The sequence below is a fragment of the Arenibacter aquaticus genome, from assembly GCF_003957295.1.
Classification (GTDB): domain Bacteria; phylum Bacteroidota; class Bacteroidia; order Flavobacteriales; family Flavobacteriaceae; genus Arenibacter; species Arenibacter aquaticus.
The window spans coordinates 648,058-668,853 of sequence record NZ_RQPJ01000021.1; the positions used below are offsets into that span (position 1 = coordinate 648,058).

Sequence of the window (20,796 nt, forward strand, 5' to 3'; positions counted from 1 at the left end):
CATCAACTTTGTACTATGCAACCATTAAACTATCCTAGGTTTCCGTTCCGATTCAAAAATAGGGAAAATAAAGTCTATATTTTTGATGTGATACGCAAAAAATTTGTTGTACTGCAACCCGAAGAATGGGTAAGGCAACATGTGGTTCACCAATTAATATTCAATAAGGACTACCCTAAATCACATATTAATGTTGAGAAACAATTGGTTATAAACAATATGAAAAAAAGATATGATGTGGTAGTCTTTAATCCTTCAGGGTCTATAGAGATTCTGGTAGAATGTAAGGCTCCCGAAGTAAAAATTACCCAAGGGGTATTTGACCAGATTGCACGCTATAATCTTCAGTTAAAGGCAAATTATTTAATGGTAACCAATGGCCTGGATCATTTCTATTGTAAAATGGATTTAGAAAACGAATCGTATAGTTTCTTAAGGGATGTTCCACATTATAGTGCGGGGGCAATCCAATGACGTAATTATTATATGTTACCAATAGATAAACATGAATTGCTTCCTAGGTCAGGGCTGGTTCAATTTAAATTATTTCTTTACATTGCTGCCCGAATCCAATATAACCTATGTCTGTTCTAACAGACTCCTTATATGTTAAAAATTGCAGTAGTTATACTTAATTGGAACGGGGAAGCACTCTTGGAGAAGTTTCTCCCTTCTGTGGTGGCATATTCCAAAGAAGCCGATGTTTATGTTGCAGATAATGCATCTACAGACGGTTCCATATCTTTTCTGAGGCAGCACTATCCAGAAATAAGTATTATCCAAAATTCTGAAAATGGCGGGTATGCCAAAGGATATAATGATGCTCTGCCAAGAATAAAAGCAGATGTCTATTGTTTGTTGAACTCTGATGTGGAGGTTACCAAGGACTGGTTAAAACCAATAATTTTAGAATTCAATAGTAATCCTGGGGCTTCACTTATACAGCCTAAGATTTTGGATTATAAGAAAAAAAACCACTTTGAATATGCCGGTGCCGCTGGGGGATATATAGATAAATACGGATACCCCTTTTGCAGGGGAAGGATATTTCAGGAATTGGAAGAAGACCGTGGACAATACAATGATATCCAGGAAATATTCTGGGCTACGGGCGCCTGTTTGTTTATAAGAAGTGAGGTTTTTCATGGTTTGGGTGGATTTGATGAGGACTATTTTGCCCATCAAGAGGAAATAGACCTTTGTTGGAGGGCGAAGAACAACGGGTACAAGGCCTACTACGTGGGTACTTCAGAGGTGTATCATCTAGGAGGGTCTACCCTAAGCAACATGAACCCTAAAAAGACTTATCTAAATTTTAGGAATTCCCTCTTTTCCATCGTTAAAAATCTTCCTGCTAAAAAGGCTTTTGGAATAGTAATCATAAGATTACTTTTGGATGGTCTAGCAGGGATTAACTATTTATTCCAAGGTAGGCCTAAACACGCGTGGGCGATTATACAGGCCCATTTCAGTTTTTATAAACACTTGGGAAAGATGAACCGAAAGCGTGGAAATACGGGATTTTTTAAAAAATATTATCTTACAAAATCCATTGTGTGGTCTTATTACGTAAATCATGTAAAAGAATTTAACATTTTAATAAAAGATTAACTAATTAACATTAGCAAAATATTGCGTTTTGTATAGTTTTGCGAAAAGAAAAATCATTACATTTAAACTTTTAAATTATTAATTCTATTATCATAACTATGAGAAAAATCATTTTAGGCTGTTTGGGTATTGCTCTTTTATTGTCTTCATGTGTTTCGCAAAAGAAATATGCGGATATGGAGGCTAAAGCTAAAGAAGCACAAGATTTATTAAATTCAGCAACAGTAAAACTAAACAGTTGTTTAGAGGATAAGGCGGCGGCGACCTCGAAAATGAAAACTTTGGAAGACCAGAACGCCTTCCTTAAAGCGAATAACCAAGATTTAATAAACAACATGGGTAACCTTACTACACTTACCAGTAAAGGTGCCGATAATTTAGAAAAATCATTGGAGAGCCTAAAAGAAAAAGACTTAACTATTAGAAAATTGAACGATGCCATTACAAGAAGGGATTCTGTTAACTTGGCGTTAGTTCAGAGCTTGAAAGGAGTTTTAGGCAACTTGGATGACGAAGACATCGAGATCAGCGTAGAAAAAGGAGTTGTTTTCGTTTCTATTTCCGACAAACTCTTGTTTAGAAGCGGTAGCTTTAACGTAACTAAGAGAGCCAAAGAGATTTTGGGTAAAGTTGCTCAAGTAGTGAACAACAAACCAGATTTCGAATTTATGGTTGAAGGACATACCGATACCGATCCTTACAACAGCGGTGTATTGTATGACAACTGGGATTTGAGTGTTAAGCGTGCTACTTCAGTTGTACGTATCCTACAAAAAGATTACGGTGTAGATCCTAAGCGTATGACTGCTGCCGGTAGAGGAGAGTACATTCCTGTATCTGACACAGACAAAGCTAAGAACAGAAGAACCCGTATTGTTGTTCTTCCAAAAATCGATCAGTTCTATAGTATGATCGAAGAGGGAATGAAAGATCCTGAAATCAACTAATTCTTCTACTCAATAGAAAATTAAAAAGCGACCAATCTGGTCGCTTTTTTTTTGCCTTACATTTTGGTGATGATTCTATATAGGCATTTATCCCATAATTTAAAAAATATCCAGACTTCCTTTGCCTTCCCGTATAATAACAGGTTCATCTTCCGATAAATCCACTACTGTAGAGGCCATATTATCACCATATCCCCCATCAATAACGATGTCTACCAGATTTCGCCACTTCTCATAAATCAGCTCGGGATCGGTAGTATATTCCAGTAATTCATCTTCATCACGGATAGAGGTAGACACAATGGGGTTTCCCAGTGTCTCTACTAAGGTTCTGGCAATAGAATTGTCTGGAATACGTATTCCCACGGTTTTTTTCTTTTTAAACTCTTTGGGCAGATTATTGTTTCCTGGAAGAATAAAGGTATAAGGTCCTGGTAAGGCCCTTTTAAGAATTTTAAAAGTTGAAGTGTCTATTTGCCGCACATAATCTGAGAGATTACTCAGGTCCGCACATATAAAGGACCAATTGGCCTTAGCCAATTTTACACCCTTTATCCTAGCTATTTTTTCTAACGCCCTAGTGTTGGTAATGTCACATCCCAAACCATATACGGTATCGGTAGGATAAATAATCAATCCCCCCTTACGTAGAACATCCACCACCTTTTTTACTTCTTTTGGATTGGGATTTTCGGGATATATTTTTATGAATTCGGCCATAATAATGTACGCTAATTAAGGCTGTTAATTTACGTAATTATATTTTAATTGTAACCATAACTACTGTTGTGTCAAAGCTATGGTTGACCGGTAATTAATTTGTCTAGACACTGCATATACAAAGTCAATACTAATTATCAAGTACCTCTAACTTTGCAAAACGAAGTAAAAGCTTTTTTATATCTCCTTTGTCGAACTTTATTTCTGCCTTTTTATCATTCCCAACCCCTTCAATCTTTATTATCTGACCCCTACCGAAACGGGTGTGGTTTACGATGGCCCCTTCTATCAAATTAACATCTCCAGCACTTGAATTTCCAACGGGAGTACTGAGTTCGGGTTTTAGCTTGCGTAATTTGCGCAATTGATTTTCATTGGGCTTTATAGTTTTGGGAGGGGTTCCGGAAACGGGCTTATTCTGCCTAAGCCTACTCTTATCCACATCGCCAAAAATATCGACATCTATTAATGGAGTATATCTATAACTTTGTACAGGGGTTAAATTTTCAATATATTTTTCATCTATCTCCTCTATAAATCTACTCGGCTCGGCATCCACCAGTTTGCCCCATCGGTACCTATTCTGTGTATAGGTTAGATAGGCCTGTTTTTCAGCTCTGGTAAGGGCTACATAAAACAAACGTCGTTCTTCTTCCAGTTCACTTCTGGTATTCATACTCATAGCCGATGGAAATAGATCTTCCTCCATTCCAACAATGTAGACATACGGAAACTCCAAACCTTTGGCCAAATGAATGGTCATCAAGGCAACTCGGTCATCGTCTCCTGTATCCTTATCCAGGTCTGTTGCCAAGGCAACATCCTCCAGGAATTCTCCTATATCCCCTTTAGCATCTGCCAGTTCCTTTTGTCCCTCAACAAAATCCTTAATACCGTTCAGCAATTCCTCTATATTTTCCATTTTACCGATTCCCTCGGGCGTACCGTCCTTTTTAAATTCTAGCAGCACTCCAGATTTCTTGGCAACATGTTCTGCCAAAGTAAAGGCATCGGCCGATTCGTTCATCACTTGGAAACTTTTGATCATGGCCACAAAATCACCTAACTTTCTTTTGGTACCGGCATTAATTTTTAGATTGATGCGATCCAAATTTTCCATTACCTCAAAAATGGAGCGGTTGTAATGGTTTGCGGCTACCGTAAGTTTGTCCATGGTACTCTGCCCAATTCCCCTTGTAGGAAAATTAATGACACGTTTCAAGGCCTCTTCATCCTTAGGATTTATAACAAGTCGCAAATAGGAAAGGACATCCTTGATTTCTTTCCGCTGATAAAAAGACAGTCCGCCATAGATCCTATAGGGAATATCCCTTTTTCTAAGGGCGTCCTCAATGGCTCTTGATTGGGAGTTGGTACGGTACAATACCGCAAAATTACCGTTGGGCAATTGGTTCTGCATCCTAAGCTCAAAAATAGAACCGGCCACAAACCTACCTTCCTCTGCATCAGTTGGACTCCTGTGTACTTTAATCAGGCCACCGTCATCATTGGAGGTCCATACTACCTTTTCTAACTGGTTGGTGTTTTTGGCAATAATAGAGTTGGCCGCATTTACAATATTCCGGGTAGACCTATAGTTCTGTTCCAATCGGTACATCCCTACATTGTCATAATCCTTCTGAAAGTTAAGAATGTTACTAATATTGGCCCCCCTAAAAGAATATATACTTTGGGCATCGTCCCCTACCACACAAATGTTATGAAATCTGTCGGACAATGCTTTTACGATCAAATATTGGGAGTGATTGGTATCTTGGTACTCATCAACCAAAATATACCTAAACCTATCCTGATATTTGGCAAGTACTTCTGGAAAACGGGTAAGAAGTTCATTGGTCCTTAGCAATAGATCATCAAAATCCATGGCTCCCGCCTTAAAACACCTATCCACATAATTCTGGTAAATTTCGCCCATACGTGGACGTTTCGCCATGGCATCGGCCTCCATCAATTCAGAATTATTGTAATAAGCCTTTACTGTAATTAAACTGTTTTTATAGGAAGAAATCCTATTCTGAACCTGTTTATATTTATAAATATCCTTATCCAAGCCCATTTCCTTGATGATGGCAGAAATAAGCCGTTGAGAATCTTGAGTATCATAAATGGTAAAATTGGCAGGGTAGCCCAACTTATCCCCATCAAACCTAAGAAGTTTGGCAAAAACGGAGTGAAAAGTACCCATCATAAGGTTTTTTGCCTCTGCATTTCCCACAATATCTGCAATACGGGTCTTCATTTCCCTGGCTGCCTTATTGGTAAAGGTCAAAGCCAAAATATTAAAGGAATCCACTCCTTGGTTCATCAAATAGGCTATACGGTAGGTCAATACCCTAGTCTTCCCGGAACCGGCTCCTGCAATGACCATTAAGGGACCGTCCTTGTGAAGGACCGGAGCCTTTTGGGCCTCATTTAATTCATTAATATACTTCTCCAAAACGTGTGTTAAGATTAAGGTCTTTTCGAACGGTGAATTTAGCTATAAATAGCCTTATCAAAAAATCAACTCCAACATTTATGATTACCGGCCACATAAATACTTGAATTTTGAATATATTTATGGTTTAATACACTAAAATGAAAAGGATTTTTTTTCATGCTGCTTTTTAAAACATCTTCCCGCATCATCCGCACAAGCTGTACATCCTTTGGTCATTATAAAGTGGATTATATATTTATTTTTAACTGATTAGTAATTATATGAAATACCTAATTATTCTTTGCTTGCTGTTATGTTCCCTATACTCCACTGCACAGTCTTATAATTTTAAAAAAGACTACAAAAATATAGAACAAAAGGTAATAGATTGGAGGAGGGACATTCATCAATATCCAGAATTGTCCAACAGGGAATTCAAGACTGCCGAAAAAATTGCCGTACATTTAAAATCACTGGGTATAGAGGTACAAACTGGCGTTGCGAAAACGGGTGTTGTGGGCATATTAAAAGGTAACAAAAAGGGTAAGGTAGTGGCACTTAGAGCTGATATTGACGCCCTACCGGTAACCGAAAGAAACGATCTTGAATTTAAATCTTCGGAAACCGCTGAGTTTTTAGGACAGGAAGTTGGGGTAATGCATGCCTGCGGACACGATACGCACACCGCAATCTTGATGGGGGTGGCCGAAATACTTTCCAAAAACCGCGACAAAATTAAAGGAACCATAAAATTTATTTTTCAACCTGCGGAAGAGGGGCCTCCTCCAGGGGAAGAAGGAGGAGCTCTTTTAATGGTGAAAGAAGGGGTTCTTAAAAACCCCGATGTGGATGCCATTTTTGGGCTGCATATCAACTCTGCCACTCCTGTGGGTACTATACGCTATAAGCCTGGAGGTACTATGGCTGCTGTACAGCGTTTCGTAATAAAGGTTGAAGGAAAGCAGACCCATGGGTCCCAGCCTTGGAAGGGAATAGACCCCATACTTATTAGTGCTAAAATAATAGACGGGCTGCAAACCATTGTTAGCAGAGAGGTGGATTTAACCAATGAGGCTGCTGTAATCAGCGTAGGTAAAATTAGCAGCGGGGTGCGCTTTAACATTATTCCAGAAAGTGCAGAAATGATAGGGACCATTAGGACCTTGGACTATGATATGCAAAGGCAAATCACCCAAAGAATGCAAGAAATTGTACCGGCAATAGCCAAGGCCTATGGAGGTAATGCAAGTATTGAGATCAAGAGCAATACTGATATTACCTATAACGATCCGGATTTAGTTGCTAAAATGCTTCCTACCCTGAAAAATGTGGCAGGCAAAGAGCAAGTGCAATTGCAAAAGGCCGTTACCGGTGGAGAGGATTTTTCGTATTTTCAGAATGAAGTGCCCGGGTTTTTCTTTTTTCTTGGTGGTATGACCCCTGGCAATACGGCATCTTATCCACATCATACACCCGACTTTATTATAGATGAGTCCGGATTACTACTAGGTGTTAAGGCACTTACCGAAATGAGTTTGGATTTTTTAAATCAGTAGAATTCCAATCGCCGGTTGGAGTACATGGCCTTAGAAATAATTACTACGGCCAAACAATTCGCGGATCGTATTTCCAAACTGTATAACTTTAATCTTTATAAATATCAAGTAACATTATGGAATCTGTTTTCAACACCTTATCTAATTGGCCATGGTGGTCCTGGGTATTGCTTATTATTGTATTGGTTGCTATTAGGGACATTTTTGTCCAAAAACAACATACCATATCCCATAATTTCCCTATTGTGGGGCATTTAAGGTACTGGCTGGAGAGTATAGGACCTGAAATGAGACAATATTTTGTTGCCAATAATCGCGAAGAACTGCCTTTTAACCGAATAGAAAGAGGATGGATATATGCTTCTGCAAAGCGGGAAAACAATTACGAGGGCTTTGGCACAGATAGGGATATCTATGCCCATCAGCACATATTTGTCAAAAACCAAATGATGGCTTTAAAAAATCCTACAGGGCATCCCAATATCACTGACCCCTGTTTTTTGCCCTGTGCAAAAATTATTGGAGCCTTTAACAAGCGTAGAAAACCGTTCCGCCCAGCCTCTATTATCAATGTATCTGCCATGAGTTTCGGTTCCTTGTCCGCCGCTGCGGTAAATGCCATGAACATTGGAGTAAGAAAATCTGGAGCCTATCAGAATACAGGAGAAGGCGGACTATCGCCCTATCACAAACATGGGGGCGATGTTATTTTTCATTTTGGAACTGGTTATTTCGGAGTACGTGACAAGGAGGGCAATTTTTCTATGGAGAAAATAAAGCAGTTGGTTTCCAACAATACTAATATCAAAGCTATAGAAATTAAACTTTCGCAGGGGGCAAAACCAGGAAAGGGAGGGGTATTGCCAGCCGCTAAAATAACCCAGGAAATCTCCGAAATCCGTGGTGTCGAAATGGGCAAGGATGTATTGTCTCCGGCCACCCACAGTGCCTTTAACTCTATACCCGAACTGTTGCGATTAATAGAGGATATTGCCGAAGCAACAGGATTACCCGTTGGAATAAAAGGAGCCATTGGTAAACTGGACCAATGGGAAGAGTTGGCCCAACTAATGCTAAAAACAGGGAAAGGTCCTGATTTTATTACTGTAGACGGAGGGGAAGGCGGTACTGGTGCTGCTCCACCAAGTTTTGCAGATCATGTATCCCTACCATGGGTGTACGGATTTTCCAGTCTTTATAAACTTTTTAAGGAGTACGATTTAAGTCAAAGGATTGTATTTATTGGTAGTGGTAAATTGGGCTTTCCTGCCAAGGCAGCAATGGCCTTTGCCATGGGGGTTGATTGCATAAATGTTGCTAGGGAGGCCATGATGGGTATAGGCTGTATACAAGCCCAAGTATGCCATACCAATCGCTGCCCTACCGGAATTGCTACCCAGAGCAAATGGCTGCAAAGCGGTATCAATGTACCACTTAAGTCGGACCGACTCGCACAATATTTCAAGACCTTCAGAAAAGAGTTTTTAGAGATTACGCATGCTGCGGGTTACGAACACCCCTGTGAGTTTACAATGGACGATATTCAAGTAAATGTAGATGATAATGATTTAAACAGGACCCTTTCTGCTATTTATGGTTATAACAAAGTAAAGGTCCCCTTTGTTGGGGTTCAAGAATTATATGATTGCCCCTATTTGGGAGGAAATGAATATATGCAACAAATAAGGCAACAATCCAATAAAATTAAATGCTAAATTAGCGCCCAAAATCTTATTGTAAATCCAATATTCTATTACCAAATACAAACAAATGCCGAAACAAGCTAAAAAACAATCTACATCTATGAAAAAAAGTATTACTACAATTCTAGTTTTTATAATGACGTTGATAAGTGTGCAAGCACAGAGCAAAAAGGACCTTATCAGGGAATTGGACGAATTGAAGTTGAAACTAAGGACAACGGAAACGGCTCTTTCCGAATCCAGACAATTGGAAAGAACCGCTACGGCAAAAATGGGGTCCTATGAGACACAAGTAAGTGAATTAAGGGAAACCAATGCCACCCTCCTAAAAAACTTGAACAGTTTTACTGAAGCATCCAATAGAAGATCTGACCATATCAACAGTACATTGGAAAGCTTGCAAGAAAAAGAGGCCCAGCTAAGGGTCATTAATGATGCCCTGGCCCGTCATGATTCCATAGCCCTTTCCGTGTTTACCCAATTTAAGCAAACCTTGGGAGCTGATCCAAAAATAACGGTTAGCGAAGGTGCTGTAACCGTTGTTATGGACAATAATTATTTATTTGGCAACAACAGCAAAAATCTGAACGTACAGGATAAGGCCCAGGCTATTATTGCCAAAATAGGGGCTATTTTAAAGAATAATCCGGAATTGGAAATCGAAGTTGTCAGTAACAGTAATCTTGTAGCCAGTGAGGATGGTAAAGTAAACAATTGGCAAATTGGAACACAACAGGCCGCTACTATCGCCAATCTATTTGAAAACAATTATGAGATAGAACCGAAGCGAATAAGGGCTACCGGTAAATCGGAATTGGGGCTTTATAGCATTGAAACAGCAACAGAAATTAGGGTTCAGCCAAAATTCTATGACTTTTTTAAATTGGTAAAGGAGAACATGAAATAGGGGGTTGGAATGTTCGGGGATATTTCTTAAATACCCTTTTGAGTACAAGATAAAACAGTAAAAATAAAAAGCAACATACAAAAAGTTACGAAGCATCATAATTTTTATAGGAATAGGCCGTTTTACTTTGAACGAACCAAAAATACCATTTCAAAATGACTGGAGAGGAGATCTTTCAACTATTTGCCTATTTATTGCCTGCTGTAGTAACAGGAATTGTTGCTTTTTATTTTTTTAGGCTACACACCAAGAATGAAGAAGGTAGGAGACGCTATTTATTACATAAGGATAGTCAGAAGAATACCTTGCCCATACGTCTGCAGGCATATGAAAGAATGGCCCTATTCTTAGAGCGTATAGCGATTCCCAGTTTGGTGGTTAGGGTGGGACCAAAATCGACCAGTAAAAATGATTATGAGAACCTACTCATAAAAAGCATAGAAAATGAATTTGAACATAACCTGTCCCAGCAGATTTATATGACGGACGAATGTTGGAATGTGATCAAAGCCGCCAAAAGTGCTACCATCCAAATGATCCGAAAGGCGGGCATGAGCGAATCCGATTCTGCGGATAAACTAAGGGAAGATATCCTTAATGAGACCATGGAAAAGCAATCACCCTCGGCTACTGCCCTATCCTATGTGAAAAAGGAAGTTGGGGAACTCTGGTAAAGAACTAAGCTTATTAGCTACTGGAGAATTTCTCCTGGGCGTATTGGTACCCTTGTTGCCACCATTTGCTCATAAGTTTTTTATTGAATACCAAGGAATTTTCTGTTAATTTGGTGGGTGTATAGTATAGGTTTAATTGTACCCCATTATGCTTGGCGGCCAAGACGCCTTCAGAAATATCGTGATACTCAATTTGGTCTAGCACAAAGCCATAAATACTAAGCATAAGTGAAAAAGGATTTTTGCCTAAAACCTTATTGTGTTCCATATTTTCCGATTCCAAAATAATGGCATCAATTTCGGTAGCTCCCCTTCTAATGGCTTCCCTAATAGGCACAACACAGCCCAATCCACCGTCACCATATTCAAATCCATCCTTTTTTACCAGGGACATGAAGGGAATGTAATTACAGGAAATCCAAATCCAATCACAAAATTCTTCATAGGTAAAATCCTTAATGGATTTATATTCAATCCTATTTTTAGAAAGATTTGACACGGTTACCACCACATCTTTCTGTTGCCTTTTTATGGATTTGAATTCCTCCGCGGTAAAATTCTTTTTTATAGTACGCCTTAGTGCCCTGCTTTCCCCAAATGTTCTTTTCTTTTTTAAGAATTGTAGAATAGTGGTCAAAAAATTAATAGATACGTATTCCCTGCCTTCCTTTTTCCTTACTACAAATGGATTTAGACTAAAAATGGAACGTTGGTTAACGTTGGTGTAAATATGGTGTAATTTACTAATTTGATTTAATGCCAATTGGGGAATCATGAGGCTGCCCGTAGAGGTTCCTACCAGTATATCATATTCTCTTTTTTCAACATCCATTAGGTATTGGGCCACTCCCCCACCAAAGGCTCCCTTGCTTCCGCCTCCACTTATTACCAGTGCTTTCATATTATTCCAGTCTCTATTTGGTTGATCTCAGAGTTTTTAAATTTTGCAAAATTATATCCACTTTCCCACCAAAGGGCCATTTTTTCTTTTTCAAAAATAAGGGAGTTGGTAGTGAGAACTGTTGGTGTATAATAGAAATTTATAATAGCGTTGTTATGATTGGCCACAAACTTTCCTATCCTTATATTTTGGTGTTCTATTCTATCCAGCATAAAAGAAAACATGCTGGTGAGTAAGGAGAACACATTCTTGGACGGCATTCTATTTAGCTGGGTAACCTCTGTTTGTAATATTATGGCATCTACTACTTTGGCCCCTCTCTTTATGGCCTCTTCTATGGGTACCATACTTCCTAGGCCGCCATCGGCATATTCACAGCCATTTTTCTTTACCAAGGACATAAAAGGAGTGTAATTACAGGAGACCCATACCCATTCACAAAACTCCTCATAGCTACAATTGTTTATGGATTTATATTCTATTTGATTCAATGATAAATTGGAAACGGTTACCACAATATCCAAGGGTCCATTTTTTAAATGTTCAAACTCTTCAATAGAAATGGTCTTTTTAATCAACTTAAGTAGATTATGGCTTTCCCCGAAGGTCTTACTCCCCTTAAAGAAGTTTTTCATCACGTTTAAATGATGAATCCCTATGGTCTCTATACCGTACTTCTTTTTTATAACGAACGGACAGTTACTAAATATTTGACGTTGATTGACAGAGGTGTAAACCTGTCGGATTTTTTCTATTTTACGAAGTGCCAAATGTGATATTAAAAGACTCCCGGTAGAAGTTCCTAAAAACAATTCGTAATCATGCTTTAATTCTTGCATTAAAAATTGGGCAACACCACCGGCAAATGCTCCTTTACTGCCCCCTCCAGATATAACCAATGCTCTCATTCAATATTCAGTTTGTTGCTAATATAACGCAATTCGGGCTCATTTAATTTTACTTTAAGGCCTGCTATTCTGTCTTTGAACTCTTGCTTTAATAAAAGCTTTTCCAGCAAGGCACGTGAAAATTTTCTAAACTGCCATGAATGATGTTGGGTGGCATTTATTAAATCCAACAAATTGGTGTCCGAAAAACCTATAACTTCTTCCAAGAATTGAAATGTTGTTTGTCTTATCTCATAGGGGTACTTATGGGAAGTATATCCACTTAGTTCTTGATAGTAGCTGTTGGTATTTAAAGGTTCATAACCCTTTGTTAATAGAGATAGTGTTAACCACAATAACCGAATGTTTTTATCGGGAAAACCAACAATATTCTTGGTTGTATCCAAATATTGCTTTCTATGGGATGGATAATGTACCCATAACTTATACAGCATTTGTTCTATGGTAACATAGCTTTCATCGGTCAGTAGTGGTTCCAGTCTGGGCTTTAGCCCACTGGGCAATTGTTTTAAAGACACTGCAATTGCCTGTCTTACCATAACATTCCCATTTTTTAGCTCCTCTCCTAAAAACTTCTCCGATAATGATTTAGAGTAATTGGTGATAACCTGGACTTTAAATTGATCGGAAACATCTTTGTTCCAATAACGTTTTATAATGGTTTGGTTATCCTCGCTACTAGTGGTCAATTCTTTTTGCAGTCTAAAAAAAATATTTAAATCTTCACATGCACTGGCCAGACTTCTTTTAGCCTCAGCAAAAGGAAAATCGGAACTCTGCAACCATTGTATCTTAAAATCTGAAAGATCTAGCTGACTTACCCTTTCCATTACTAAAAGAAAATCATCAATACTGGCATTTTTATATTTATATTCATTAAGATATTCTTGGATCCCTTGCCTAAAATTGCGCTCTCCCAGTAATTCCCGTAGGCTATGTAATGCCCAAGCCCCTTTTTCATAAAAGGTAAGGCTGCTAGATTTTGGATTGGTGAGGGCCTCTCCCCTATTTTCACGGGATACCTTTTGGAGCTGCAAGGCCGTTTCATATAATCTCCAATAGTAATATGTTTTGCCAAAAACTTCTTTTTGTGCCAGTAGGGCATAATAGGTGGCAAACCCCTCATGCAACCAATGACTGGAGCCATCTACCTCTGTAACCAGGTTTCCAAACCATTGGTGGGCCATTTCATGAGCATTGACCATTACGTAGTTCCTGTCCTTAAAGGCTGTTGAATCTATAACATATCGGTCGGAGAAAATGGTGGTTCCCGTATTTTCCATCCCCGCATATAAAAAATCCCTAACCGGTATTTGATTGTATTGTTGCCAGGGATAGGGAACACCGATTTCTTGTTCCAAAAAATCGAAAATTTCTTTGGTATACCGGTAGGTGGGTTCTACAAGCATACTGTCGCCTGGGTAATAGTATAGACCAATAGGTATACCTTTGTCAGATTTTATCCGTTTTTCTTTGTATTTTCCAATGGCAAAGGCCAATAAATAGCTACTCATGGGCTTATCCATATCAAAGGACCATTTTTTTAACCCATTCATTTCCTTGATACCGGTGAGTTTACCATTGGCAATCACCTCATAGGCCTTATTGAAGGTGACATCCATATCAAACTCTACCTTTTCCCTCATATCGTCAAAACTAGGAAGCCAATGACTGGTGTATTTTCCCTGTCCTTGGGTCCATATCTGAGAGTTTACATTGGGATGCTCCTCTCCTATTGTTGTATGGTTTGGACCAACATAGGTCTCGCTGGAATCCCAACCTATAAAGTATACCGTTTGTTTGGGTGCAGCTTTGTATTTTATTTTAAGGATATACTTCTTATTTTTCCTAACCGATTTATGGATAATAATGTGTTTACCATCATTATGATAATTCACTTTTATATTATTCAGCAAAACCGCCTGGAATTCTAGGTTTTGGGCATCCAAAAAAAAGGTATCCACCTTTTGTAAAACTTCAAATTTGTAAGCAACGCTACCTTCTATTGTTTTTTTATGGGCATCTATGGCGATGTCTACCTTAGCATTAAGAAAATCCAACTTATCTTGATGTTGTGCATTTAGGAGTAAACAACAAGTCCATAATAAAAGGCTATATAAATATTTCATGCTTAAAATCTAGATACGTCTTTACCTATTGAAGTTTCCCGATTTAAAAAATTATTGGAATTGGTATTCATATGAATGTCAAATTTAAAATTTGTGAGCTAACTCTCTCACTACAATCAATCTTTTTCAAATTTAGCATTTTAGATTATTGCAGTTGTATCTAGGAAGCCCTATTTTAGTCAAATAATATTAAATATCATATAACCCATGGGTGTTGCCCAGGTCATAAAGGGGTAGGGATAATTTCAAAAAAAACAACATTTTAGAGTATACCCATGAATACCAATGTACTTCAAACGCCTATAGCCTATCTAAAAGGTGTTGGTCCAAATCGTGCAGAGACCTTACAGTCAGAACTTGGTATTTACACATATCAGGATTTAATAAATCTATTTCCCAATAGGTATATTGATAAAACCAAATACTACAAAATAAACCAACTGCAACGAACCAATTCAGAAGTTCAGGCTATTGGAAAAATAGTGAATATTAAAACGGTTGAACAAAAGAGGGGCAAGCGTTTGGTTGCTAAGTTTATTGATGATAGCGGTGAAATGGAATTGGTGTGGTTCCGCGGTCAAAAATGGATTCGTGAGAATCTGAAATTGAATGTTCCGTATGTTATATTTGGAAAGGTAAATTGGTTTAACGGTTCCTTTTCCATGCCGCACCCGGAAATGGAGTTGTTGAAGGATCATGAAAAAGGGATAAAGATTGGAATGCAACCCGTTTATCCCTCCACCGAAAAACTGAGCAATAAGGGTATTACCAATAGGGTTACCGGAAAATTGATACAACAGTTGTTTTTGGAGACCAGTGGAAGATTTAAAGAAACCCTATCTCCGGAATTGGTAAAAGAATTAAACCTTATCTCAAAGAGTGAGGCTATATTTAATATACACTTTCCTAAGAACCAGGAACTATTGGCCAAGGCTCAGTATCGACTCAAGTTTGAAGAACTGTTTTATATTCAGTTGCAACTAATTGCAAAAAACCTGCTGCATAAAAAAAAGATAAAAGGTTACAATTTTAATCATGTAGGTACGCTATTTAAAGAGTTTTATGACCATCATTTGCCGTTTGAACTTACTAATGCCCAAAAAAGGGTTGTAAAGGAAATTAGGGCCGATCTGGGCAGCAATGCCCAAATGAACAGATTGCTACAGGGAGATGTGGGCTCTGGGAAAACCATTGTGGCCCTGATGACGATGTTATTGGCCATAGATAATAACTACCAAGCATGTCTAATGGCCCCTACCGAAATTTTGGCCAATCAGCATTACAATGGTATACAGGAGCTGGTCAAGGACCTTGATATAAATATTTCCTTACTTACGGGGTCCACAAAAAAATCGCAGCGTAAAATAATCCATGAGGAACTGGAAAATGGGAAACTCAACATATTGATCGGTACCCACGCCCTATTGGAGGATAAGGTAAGCTATAAAAATTTGGGCTTGGCCATTGTAGATGAACAACATCGCTTTGGAGTGGCCCAGCGTGCCAAGTTGTGGCACAAAAACAACATACCTCCCCATATTTTGGTGATGACGGCCACCCCAATACCCAGGACCTTGGCCATGAGCCTTTACGGGGACCTGGATATTTCCACTATAGATGAGCTCCCTCCTGGGAGAAAACCCATTAAAACGGTACATAGGTATGATTCCAATAGGTTAAAGGTTTTTCAATTTATCAGGGATGAGATAAGGAAAGGCCGCCAGATTTATATAGTGTATCCATTAATCCAAGAATCTGAGGCTTTGGATTACAAGGATTTAATGGATGGCTATGAAAGTGTGGCCCGGGATTTTCCATTGCCCGATTATCAAATTTCCATTGTTCACGGAAAGATGAAACCTGCGGACAAAGATTATGAAATGGCCCGTTTTGCCAAAGGGAAAACACAGATAATGGTAGCTACAACGGTAATAGAGGTTGGGGTAAATGTACCCAATGCGTCGGTCATGATCATTGAGAGTGCGGAGCGATTTGGATTGTCACAATTGCATCAGCTACGTGGAAGGGTTGGGCGTGGCGCCGAGCAAAGTTTTTGCATATTAATGACCGGGCATAAACTTTCCAGCGATTCCAAAACAAGACTGGAAACCATGGTTAGCACCAACGATGGTTTTAAAATTGCCGAGGTAGATCTAAAACTAAGGGGGCCAGGTGATCTCATGGGGACCCAGCAAAGTGGGGTATTAAATTTAAAGATTGCCGACATTATTAAAGATAACGATATTTTAAAAACCGCCAGATACCATGCCCAAAGGATATTAAAAGAAGATATTGGCCTACAAAAGCATCCAATTATTTTGCATGCCCTTACCCAACTGGTGAAGTATAAGAATATATGGAATTATATTAGTTGAGATAAGACATAAATGGGAAATAACTAATTGTTTTGTTTTTAGATTGTTGGTTAGCTTTTTTATCAAAGATCAAGTTTAACTTAGGTAGAAATTATCCTTTCATCTTACTCAAGTGGCCTCTACTTTTTTTATAAGTTTTCTTGAATCTTCGATTTCTTTGCTTGTCCGAAGAAACCGTCATAAACGGTTCATGAATACTTTATCTAAAATAGACAAGCAATAAATAATACGAAACTGCAGTTTCACGAATTCATAATATTTAAGAAAATAGCCAGCAATGAGCTAAATAAAAGAAAAGACCCTTCTCCGCTATATGGACCGATGCCACGGCCTAACTTATTTCCAAGGCTTTAATAATTCTTTACGGCCAAGTTATCTCCACTACGGAAGAAGTTAGACCAAAGGATAGACATTGAGTCACTGTTAATGGGTGTTGAATATTCTCGCCACTGTTAAATTGACGGAACAATGAAACGACCTATCTTTAATTATGTCCTAAATCAAGTGGTTTCCGCATTGGTCGGCAATTCTGTAAACAAGGTGTTCCTGGCTATGGCTGGCATCTCAAAATTAAGGTATATCGTTCCTTAGTTATCGGCCTAGGTTCGATTTTTATTCATGGGCTGACTTATTGACTTTTATAGGTATTCATGAAATCGAAGATTTGTTGCCAAATCGAGATTAGGCGCAGCCAATGTAGTGTATTGGGGCGCTGCAAAAATGAACAAAACATGAAAATTAGGGTAGTATATTCTATTTAGGTAATCTAAACACAACTTTTGGGATAAATCCCACTCCTATTTATTCTTTTCTAATTTTACAGCACAAAAAAACCCCATCATTTCTGACAGGGTATCATTTTTGGGTGGAAGACCGGGTTCGAACCGGCGACCTCTGGAACCACAATCCAGCGCTCTAACCAGCTGAGCTACAACCACCATTTGTAAGCGGTGGCAAAGATAATTTTTTTAGTTCTATCGCACAAAATAAATTTAAGCTTATTTTATTATTTTATAAATTCACTCAGATAATGAGCTGTTTACGATACTTTGACACTTATGAAACATCGACGAAAGACATGATTTGTAAGACCAAACACACAAAAAACGATACTTTCACAACAAAAATTAGCTATTTCCTCATTTGAAGAATATTTTTATCAACTATTAATTTTAGGATAAATGTTTTTCAAAAAACTGAAAATTACGATTGGGAGGACCTCAAACCAACTAGCTTGGTTCATAAGCTTTCTATTTTTTTGTGGTCTTAATTGGGCACAAGAGCCGTCGACGACCAAGCTGAGGAATAAAATAGAAGTTTTAAAAGGGCAAAAAAAGGATTTTCAAAAAGATACCACCTATATAGGCTTATTGAACGATCTAAGCATAAAACTCAGATTTACTAATCCCGATAGTCTTTTGTTCTTAGCTACCGAGGCACATAAATTAAGCAAGAACTTAGGTTTTATTAAAGGAGAAATGGAATCCCTAAAGAGCTTGGGGTGTTATTATTCGGACAAAGGACAGCACAAAACCGCAATTGAAAACTATGAAAATGCCTTAAACCTTCCCCATAAGGATAACTATCCAAATTTAGTATTGCGCATATCAAACGATTTATCTAACGAACATGTTTATAATGGGGATTATTCTAGAGCCCTAATGGGATATTTGGAAAATATAAAACTGGCACAAAAATTAAATAACAAAACCATGGAGTCTATTCTCTATGAGAATATTGCTTCTTTATATGCCACTCAAAAAGATTATGATCAGGCCCTTTATTTTTATAGCAAGGTTGAAAAATTAAATGCCAATATAGCAGATGATGTAAATTCTGCAGAAACAATGAGCAACGTGGCCAGTATTCATGCCGAAACTGGGGATTTTCAAAATGCCCTGTTCAAGTTAAACCGAAGTATAAAAATATTTGAACAAAACAAGATATTGGATTGGCTTGCCTTTGCATATGAAGTAAAAGGTAAAGTGTACCTTTTGCAAAAACAATACACCAGGGCATTGTATTGGTACAATAAGAGCAATGCTCTGCACGAGAACCTACAGGATGACCGCGGTATCATTGATTTGTACAATGGCATGGCAGAAGCCAATTTTGCCCTAAAAAAAGATAGTCTTGCCCATGATTTTGCTTTTATGGCTTTTGAGATATCAACCTCCATACAATCTATGGAAGGATTAAAAAAATGCTCAAACACCTTATATAAGATATATAAAAATGAAGAGAATTACACGGATGCCTTAAAATACCATGAGATTTATCAAAAGATTTCTGATACCTTGTCCAGGGATGGGAACAAGATGAGTTTAACCATGCTGAAAACAGAAATAAATCACAAAAATAGGCATGACGCTTTGGTATTAGAAAATGAAAAGGCCTTGGCGAAACAACGAAACTATATCTACATCGCCGTTTTTTCTTTATTTATTATGGCCGTCATTGCATACATTATCCACCAGGGTCAAAAAATTCAGAAAAAATTAAACAAGGAACTGCAAGAGCAAAAACAAGATCTGGAATTGAGGGAAATAGAATTACAAGAGTCCAACAACACCAAGAATAAATTATTTTCCATCATAGCACATGATCTACGAGGACCTATAGGGGCCTTGGAGGGCTTATTAAAACTATTGAACAGTGGTGATATCAAAAGTTCCGAGTTTAGGGAATTTATTCCTAAATTAAAGAATGATGTAAACAGTATATCCTTTACCTTAAATAATCTGCTAACTTGGGGACAGTCACAAATGGAGGAGGCTACTACCAACCCCTCTAACATTGATCTGAATCTACTGGTAGAAAGTAATATGAACCTGCTGAGTGAAATTGCCTGTTCCAAGTTAATCACTATAGATAATTTAATTGTTGATAAGGCTATAGTTTGGTCCGATGAAAACCAAATGGATATTGTGGTCCGCAATCTTCTTAGCAACGCCTTAAAATTTACTTACGGTACCAATAATGAAAAAGGTACGGGTCTAGGGCTTTCCCTATGTCAAGAGATGGTGACCAAAAATGGAGGCAGCTTATGGGTAGAGAGCGAAATGCACAAAGGTACCACCTTCTATTTCACTGTTCCCAAAGGAAAAAAACAATTACAAAAATCGGCCTAAATTAGACTATCCAAGTTTTTAACGGCTATAAATCTTTCGGTAGTAAAGCCTTCGCCATAGGCCACTCCTACCATTCTCCCCAAATCCCTTGCTCTGTAAATAACACTATCTGTAAAATTTTTACTACTGATAGGCGTTTCGGGCTCATCGCTGTTTGGGTCATAAAATTGTGAGGCGTATGCTTTTATGGCCTTATCCTTAATTTCTATATATTCTGAGACGTCTACAACAAAATCAGGTTCCAAATTTTTCCATTGTATATAATGGTGTACCAATTTTGGTCTCCATGCTTCCTGCCAAGCATCCTCACCAGAAAATTTGGTATCTATTTTAATAAGCCCACTTAAAAAACAAGCATCACTTACCAGTTTACTTCCTTTTGAATGATCTATATGTCTATCATCTATGGCATTGCACAGAACCGTATCGGGTCTGTATTTGCGGATCATCTTTATGACCTCTAATTGATGCTCCCTATCATTAGTAAAAAAGCCATCTGCAAATTCCAAATTCTCCCTTATGGCAACACCTAAAATCTCGGCTGCTTTAGCTGCTTCTTTATCCCTAATTTCCGCGGTTCCCCGGGTACCCAATTCTCCTCTCGTCAGATCTACAATACCTACCTTTTTACCATTGGCCACTTCTTTGGCTATGGTTGCGCCGGCCCCTAGCTCAGCATCGTCCGGATGTGCCCCGAACACTAAAATATCTAATTTCATTTATTGATTTTCTAGTCTATTACTGCCAACCCAATTGTAGTCAACAGGAAAATATCAAAATAAGGTTTTTCTTTT

General features: G+C 38.2%; 15 protein-coding genes and 1 tRNA gene. 9 read left to right on the forward strand and 7 right to left on the reverse strand.

Going from position 1 to position 20,796, the window contains the following annotated elements; translation table 11 throughout:
* Positions 1–15 precede the first annotated feature (15 nt).
* From EHW67_RS18570 to EHW67_RS18580, 3 genes are all read left to right on the forward strand, one after another.
* Positions 16–474, forward strand: coding sequence for a type I restriction enzyme HsdR N-terminal domain-containing protein (locus EHW67_RS18570; RefSeq protein WP_126163880.1), 459 nt, complete (start codon positions 16–18; stop codon positions 472–474).
* A 132-nt stretch (positions 475–606) separates the two neighbouring features.
* Complete coding sequence (locus EHW67_RS18575) at positions 607–1,611, forward strand: glycosyltransferase family 2 protein (RefSeq protein WP_126163881.1); 1,005 nt, start codon at positions 607–609, stop codon at positions 1,609–1,611.
* A gap of 98 nt (positions 1,612–1,709) precedes the next feature.
* Complete coding sequence (locus EHW67_RS18580; RefSeq protein ID WP_126163882.1) at positions 1,710–2,558, forward strand: OmpA family protein; 849 nt, start codon at positions 1,710–1,712, stop codon at positions 2,556–2,558.
* Between the two features lie 99 nt (positions 2,559–2,657).
* Here the strand turns inward: EHW67_RS18580 and EHW67_RS18585 are convergent, their stop codons facing one another.
* Both EHW67_RS18585 and EHW67_RS18590 read right to left on the reverse strand, forming a co-directional pair.
* The gene (locus tag EHW67_RS18585) at positions 2,658–3,278 is read right to left on the reverse strand and encodes an L-threonylcarbamoyladenylate synthase (RefSeq protein WP_126163883.1); all 621 of its coding nucleotides are present in this window, start codon (positions 3,276–3,278) and stop codon (positions 2,658–2,660) included.
* A 130-nt stretch (positions 3,279–3,408) separates the two neighbouring features.
* The gene (locus EHW67_RS18590; protein WP_126163884.1) at positions 3,409–5,736 is read right to left on the reverse strand and encodes an ATP-dependent helicase; all 2,328 of its coding nucleotides are present in this window, start codon (positions 5,734–5,736) and stop codon (positions 3,409–3,411) included.
* Positions 5,737–5,999: 263 nt separating this feature from the next.
* Between EHW67_RS18590 and EHW67_RS18595 the strand changes: the two genes are divergently transcribed.
* The 4 genes from EHW67_RS18595 (at position 6,000) to EHW67_RS18610 (ending at position 10,558) form a co-directional block, all read left to right on the forward strand.
* Positions 6,000–7,274 carry an amidohydrolase gene (locus tag EHW67_RS18595; RefSeq protein ID WP_126163885.1) on the forward strand — a complete coding sequence of 425 codons (1,275 nt, stop codon included), beginning with the start codon at positions 6,000–6,002 and terminating at the stop codon, positions 7,272–7,274.
* Positions 7,275–7,390: 116 nt separating this feature from the next.
* Entirely contained in the window at positions 7,391–8,989 is a 1,599-nt protein-coding gene (locus tag EHW67_RS18600; protein WP_126163886.1) for an FMN-binding glutamate synthase family protein, read from the forward strand.
* An 88-nt stretch (positions 8,990–9,077) separates the two neighbouring features.
* Positions 9,078–9,884 (forward strand): OmpA family protein, encoded by an 807-nt coding sequence (locus tag EHW67_RS18605; RefSeq protein ID WP_158285145.1) that lies wholly within the window; start codon positions 9,078–9,080, stop codon positions 9,882–9,884.
* Between the two features lie 155 nt (positions 9,885–10,039).
* The gene (locus EHW67_RS18610; RefSeq protein WP_126163888.1) at positions 10,040–10,558 is read left to right on the forward strand and encodes a DUF7935 family protein; all 519 of its coding nucleotides are present in this window, start codon (positions 10,040–10,042) and stop codon (positions 10,556–10,558) included.
* 13 nt (positions 10,559–10,571) lie between these two features.
* On the opposite strand, the gene EHW67_RS18615 is transcribed toward EHW67_RS18610, so the two are convergent.
* The 3 genes from EHW67_RS18615 to EHW67_RS18625 are packed head-to-tail and all read right to left on the reverse strand — an operon-like array spanning position 10,572 to position 14,496.
* Positions 10,572–11,459, reverse strand: a complete 888-nt coding sequence (locus EHW67_RS18615; RefSeq protein WP_126163889.1) for a patatin-like phospholipase family protein — start codon at positions 11,457–11,459, stop codon at positions 10,572–10,574.
* Positions 11,456–12,367: a patatin-like phospholipase family protein gene (locus EHW67_RS18620; RefSeq protein ID WP_126163890.1), complete on the reverse strand. Its 912-nt coding sequence runs from the start codon at positions 12,365–12,367 to the stop codon at positions 11,456–11,458. The genes EHW67_RS18615 and EHW67_RS18620 overlap by 4 nt, the downstream gene beginning before the upstream one ends.
* The gene (locus EHW67_RS18625) at positions 12,364–14,496 is read right to left on the reverse strand and encodes a M1 family metallopeptidase (protein WP_126163891.1); all 2,133 of its coding nucleotides are present in this window, start codon (positions 14,494–14,496) and stop codon (positions 12,364–12,366) included. Before EHW67_RS18625 ends, EHW67_RS18620 begins: the two co-directional genes overlap by 4 nt.
* A 275-nt stretch (positions 14,497–14,771) precedes the next feature.
* Here EHW67_RS18625 and recG point away from each other — a divergent pair, with 275 nt between their 5' ends.
* Positions 14,772–16,871, forward strand: a complete 2,100-nt coding sequence (gene recG, locus EHW67_RS18630) for an ATP-dependent DNA helicase RecG (RefSeq protein ID WP_126163892.1) — start codon at positions 14,772–14,774, stop codon at positions 16,869–16,871.
* 863 nt (positions 16,872–17,734) lie between these two features.
* Here recG and EHW67_RS18635 read toward each other — a convergent pair.
* Positions 17,735–17,810 (reverse strand) — tRNA-His (locus tag EHW67_RS18635).
* Positions 17,811–18,052: 242 nt separating this feature from the next.
* Between EHW67_RS18635 and EHW67_RS18640 the strand changes: the two genes are divergently transcribed.
* Entirely contained in the window at positions 18,053–20,002 is a 1,950-nt protein-coding gene (locus EHW67_RS18640) for a tetratricopeptide repeat-containing sensor histidine kinase (RefSeq protein ID WP_126163893.1), read from the forward strand.
* On the opposite strand, the gene bshB1 is transcribed toward EHW67_RS18640, so the two are convergent.
* Entirely contained in the window at positions 19,999–20,721 is a 723-nt protein-coding gene (gene bshB1 / locus EHW67_RS18645; RefSeq protein WP_126163894.1) for a bacillithiol biosynthesis deacetylase BshB1, read from the reverse strand. The genes EHW67_RS18640 and bshB1 overlap by 4 nt on opposite strands.
* Between the last annotated feature and the right edge of the window lie 75 nt (positions 20,722–20,796).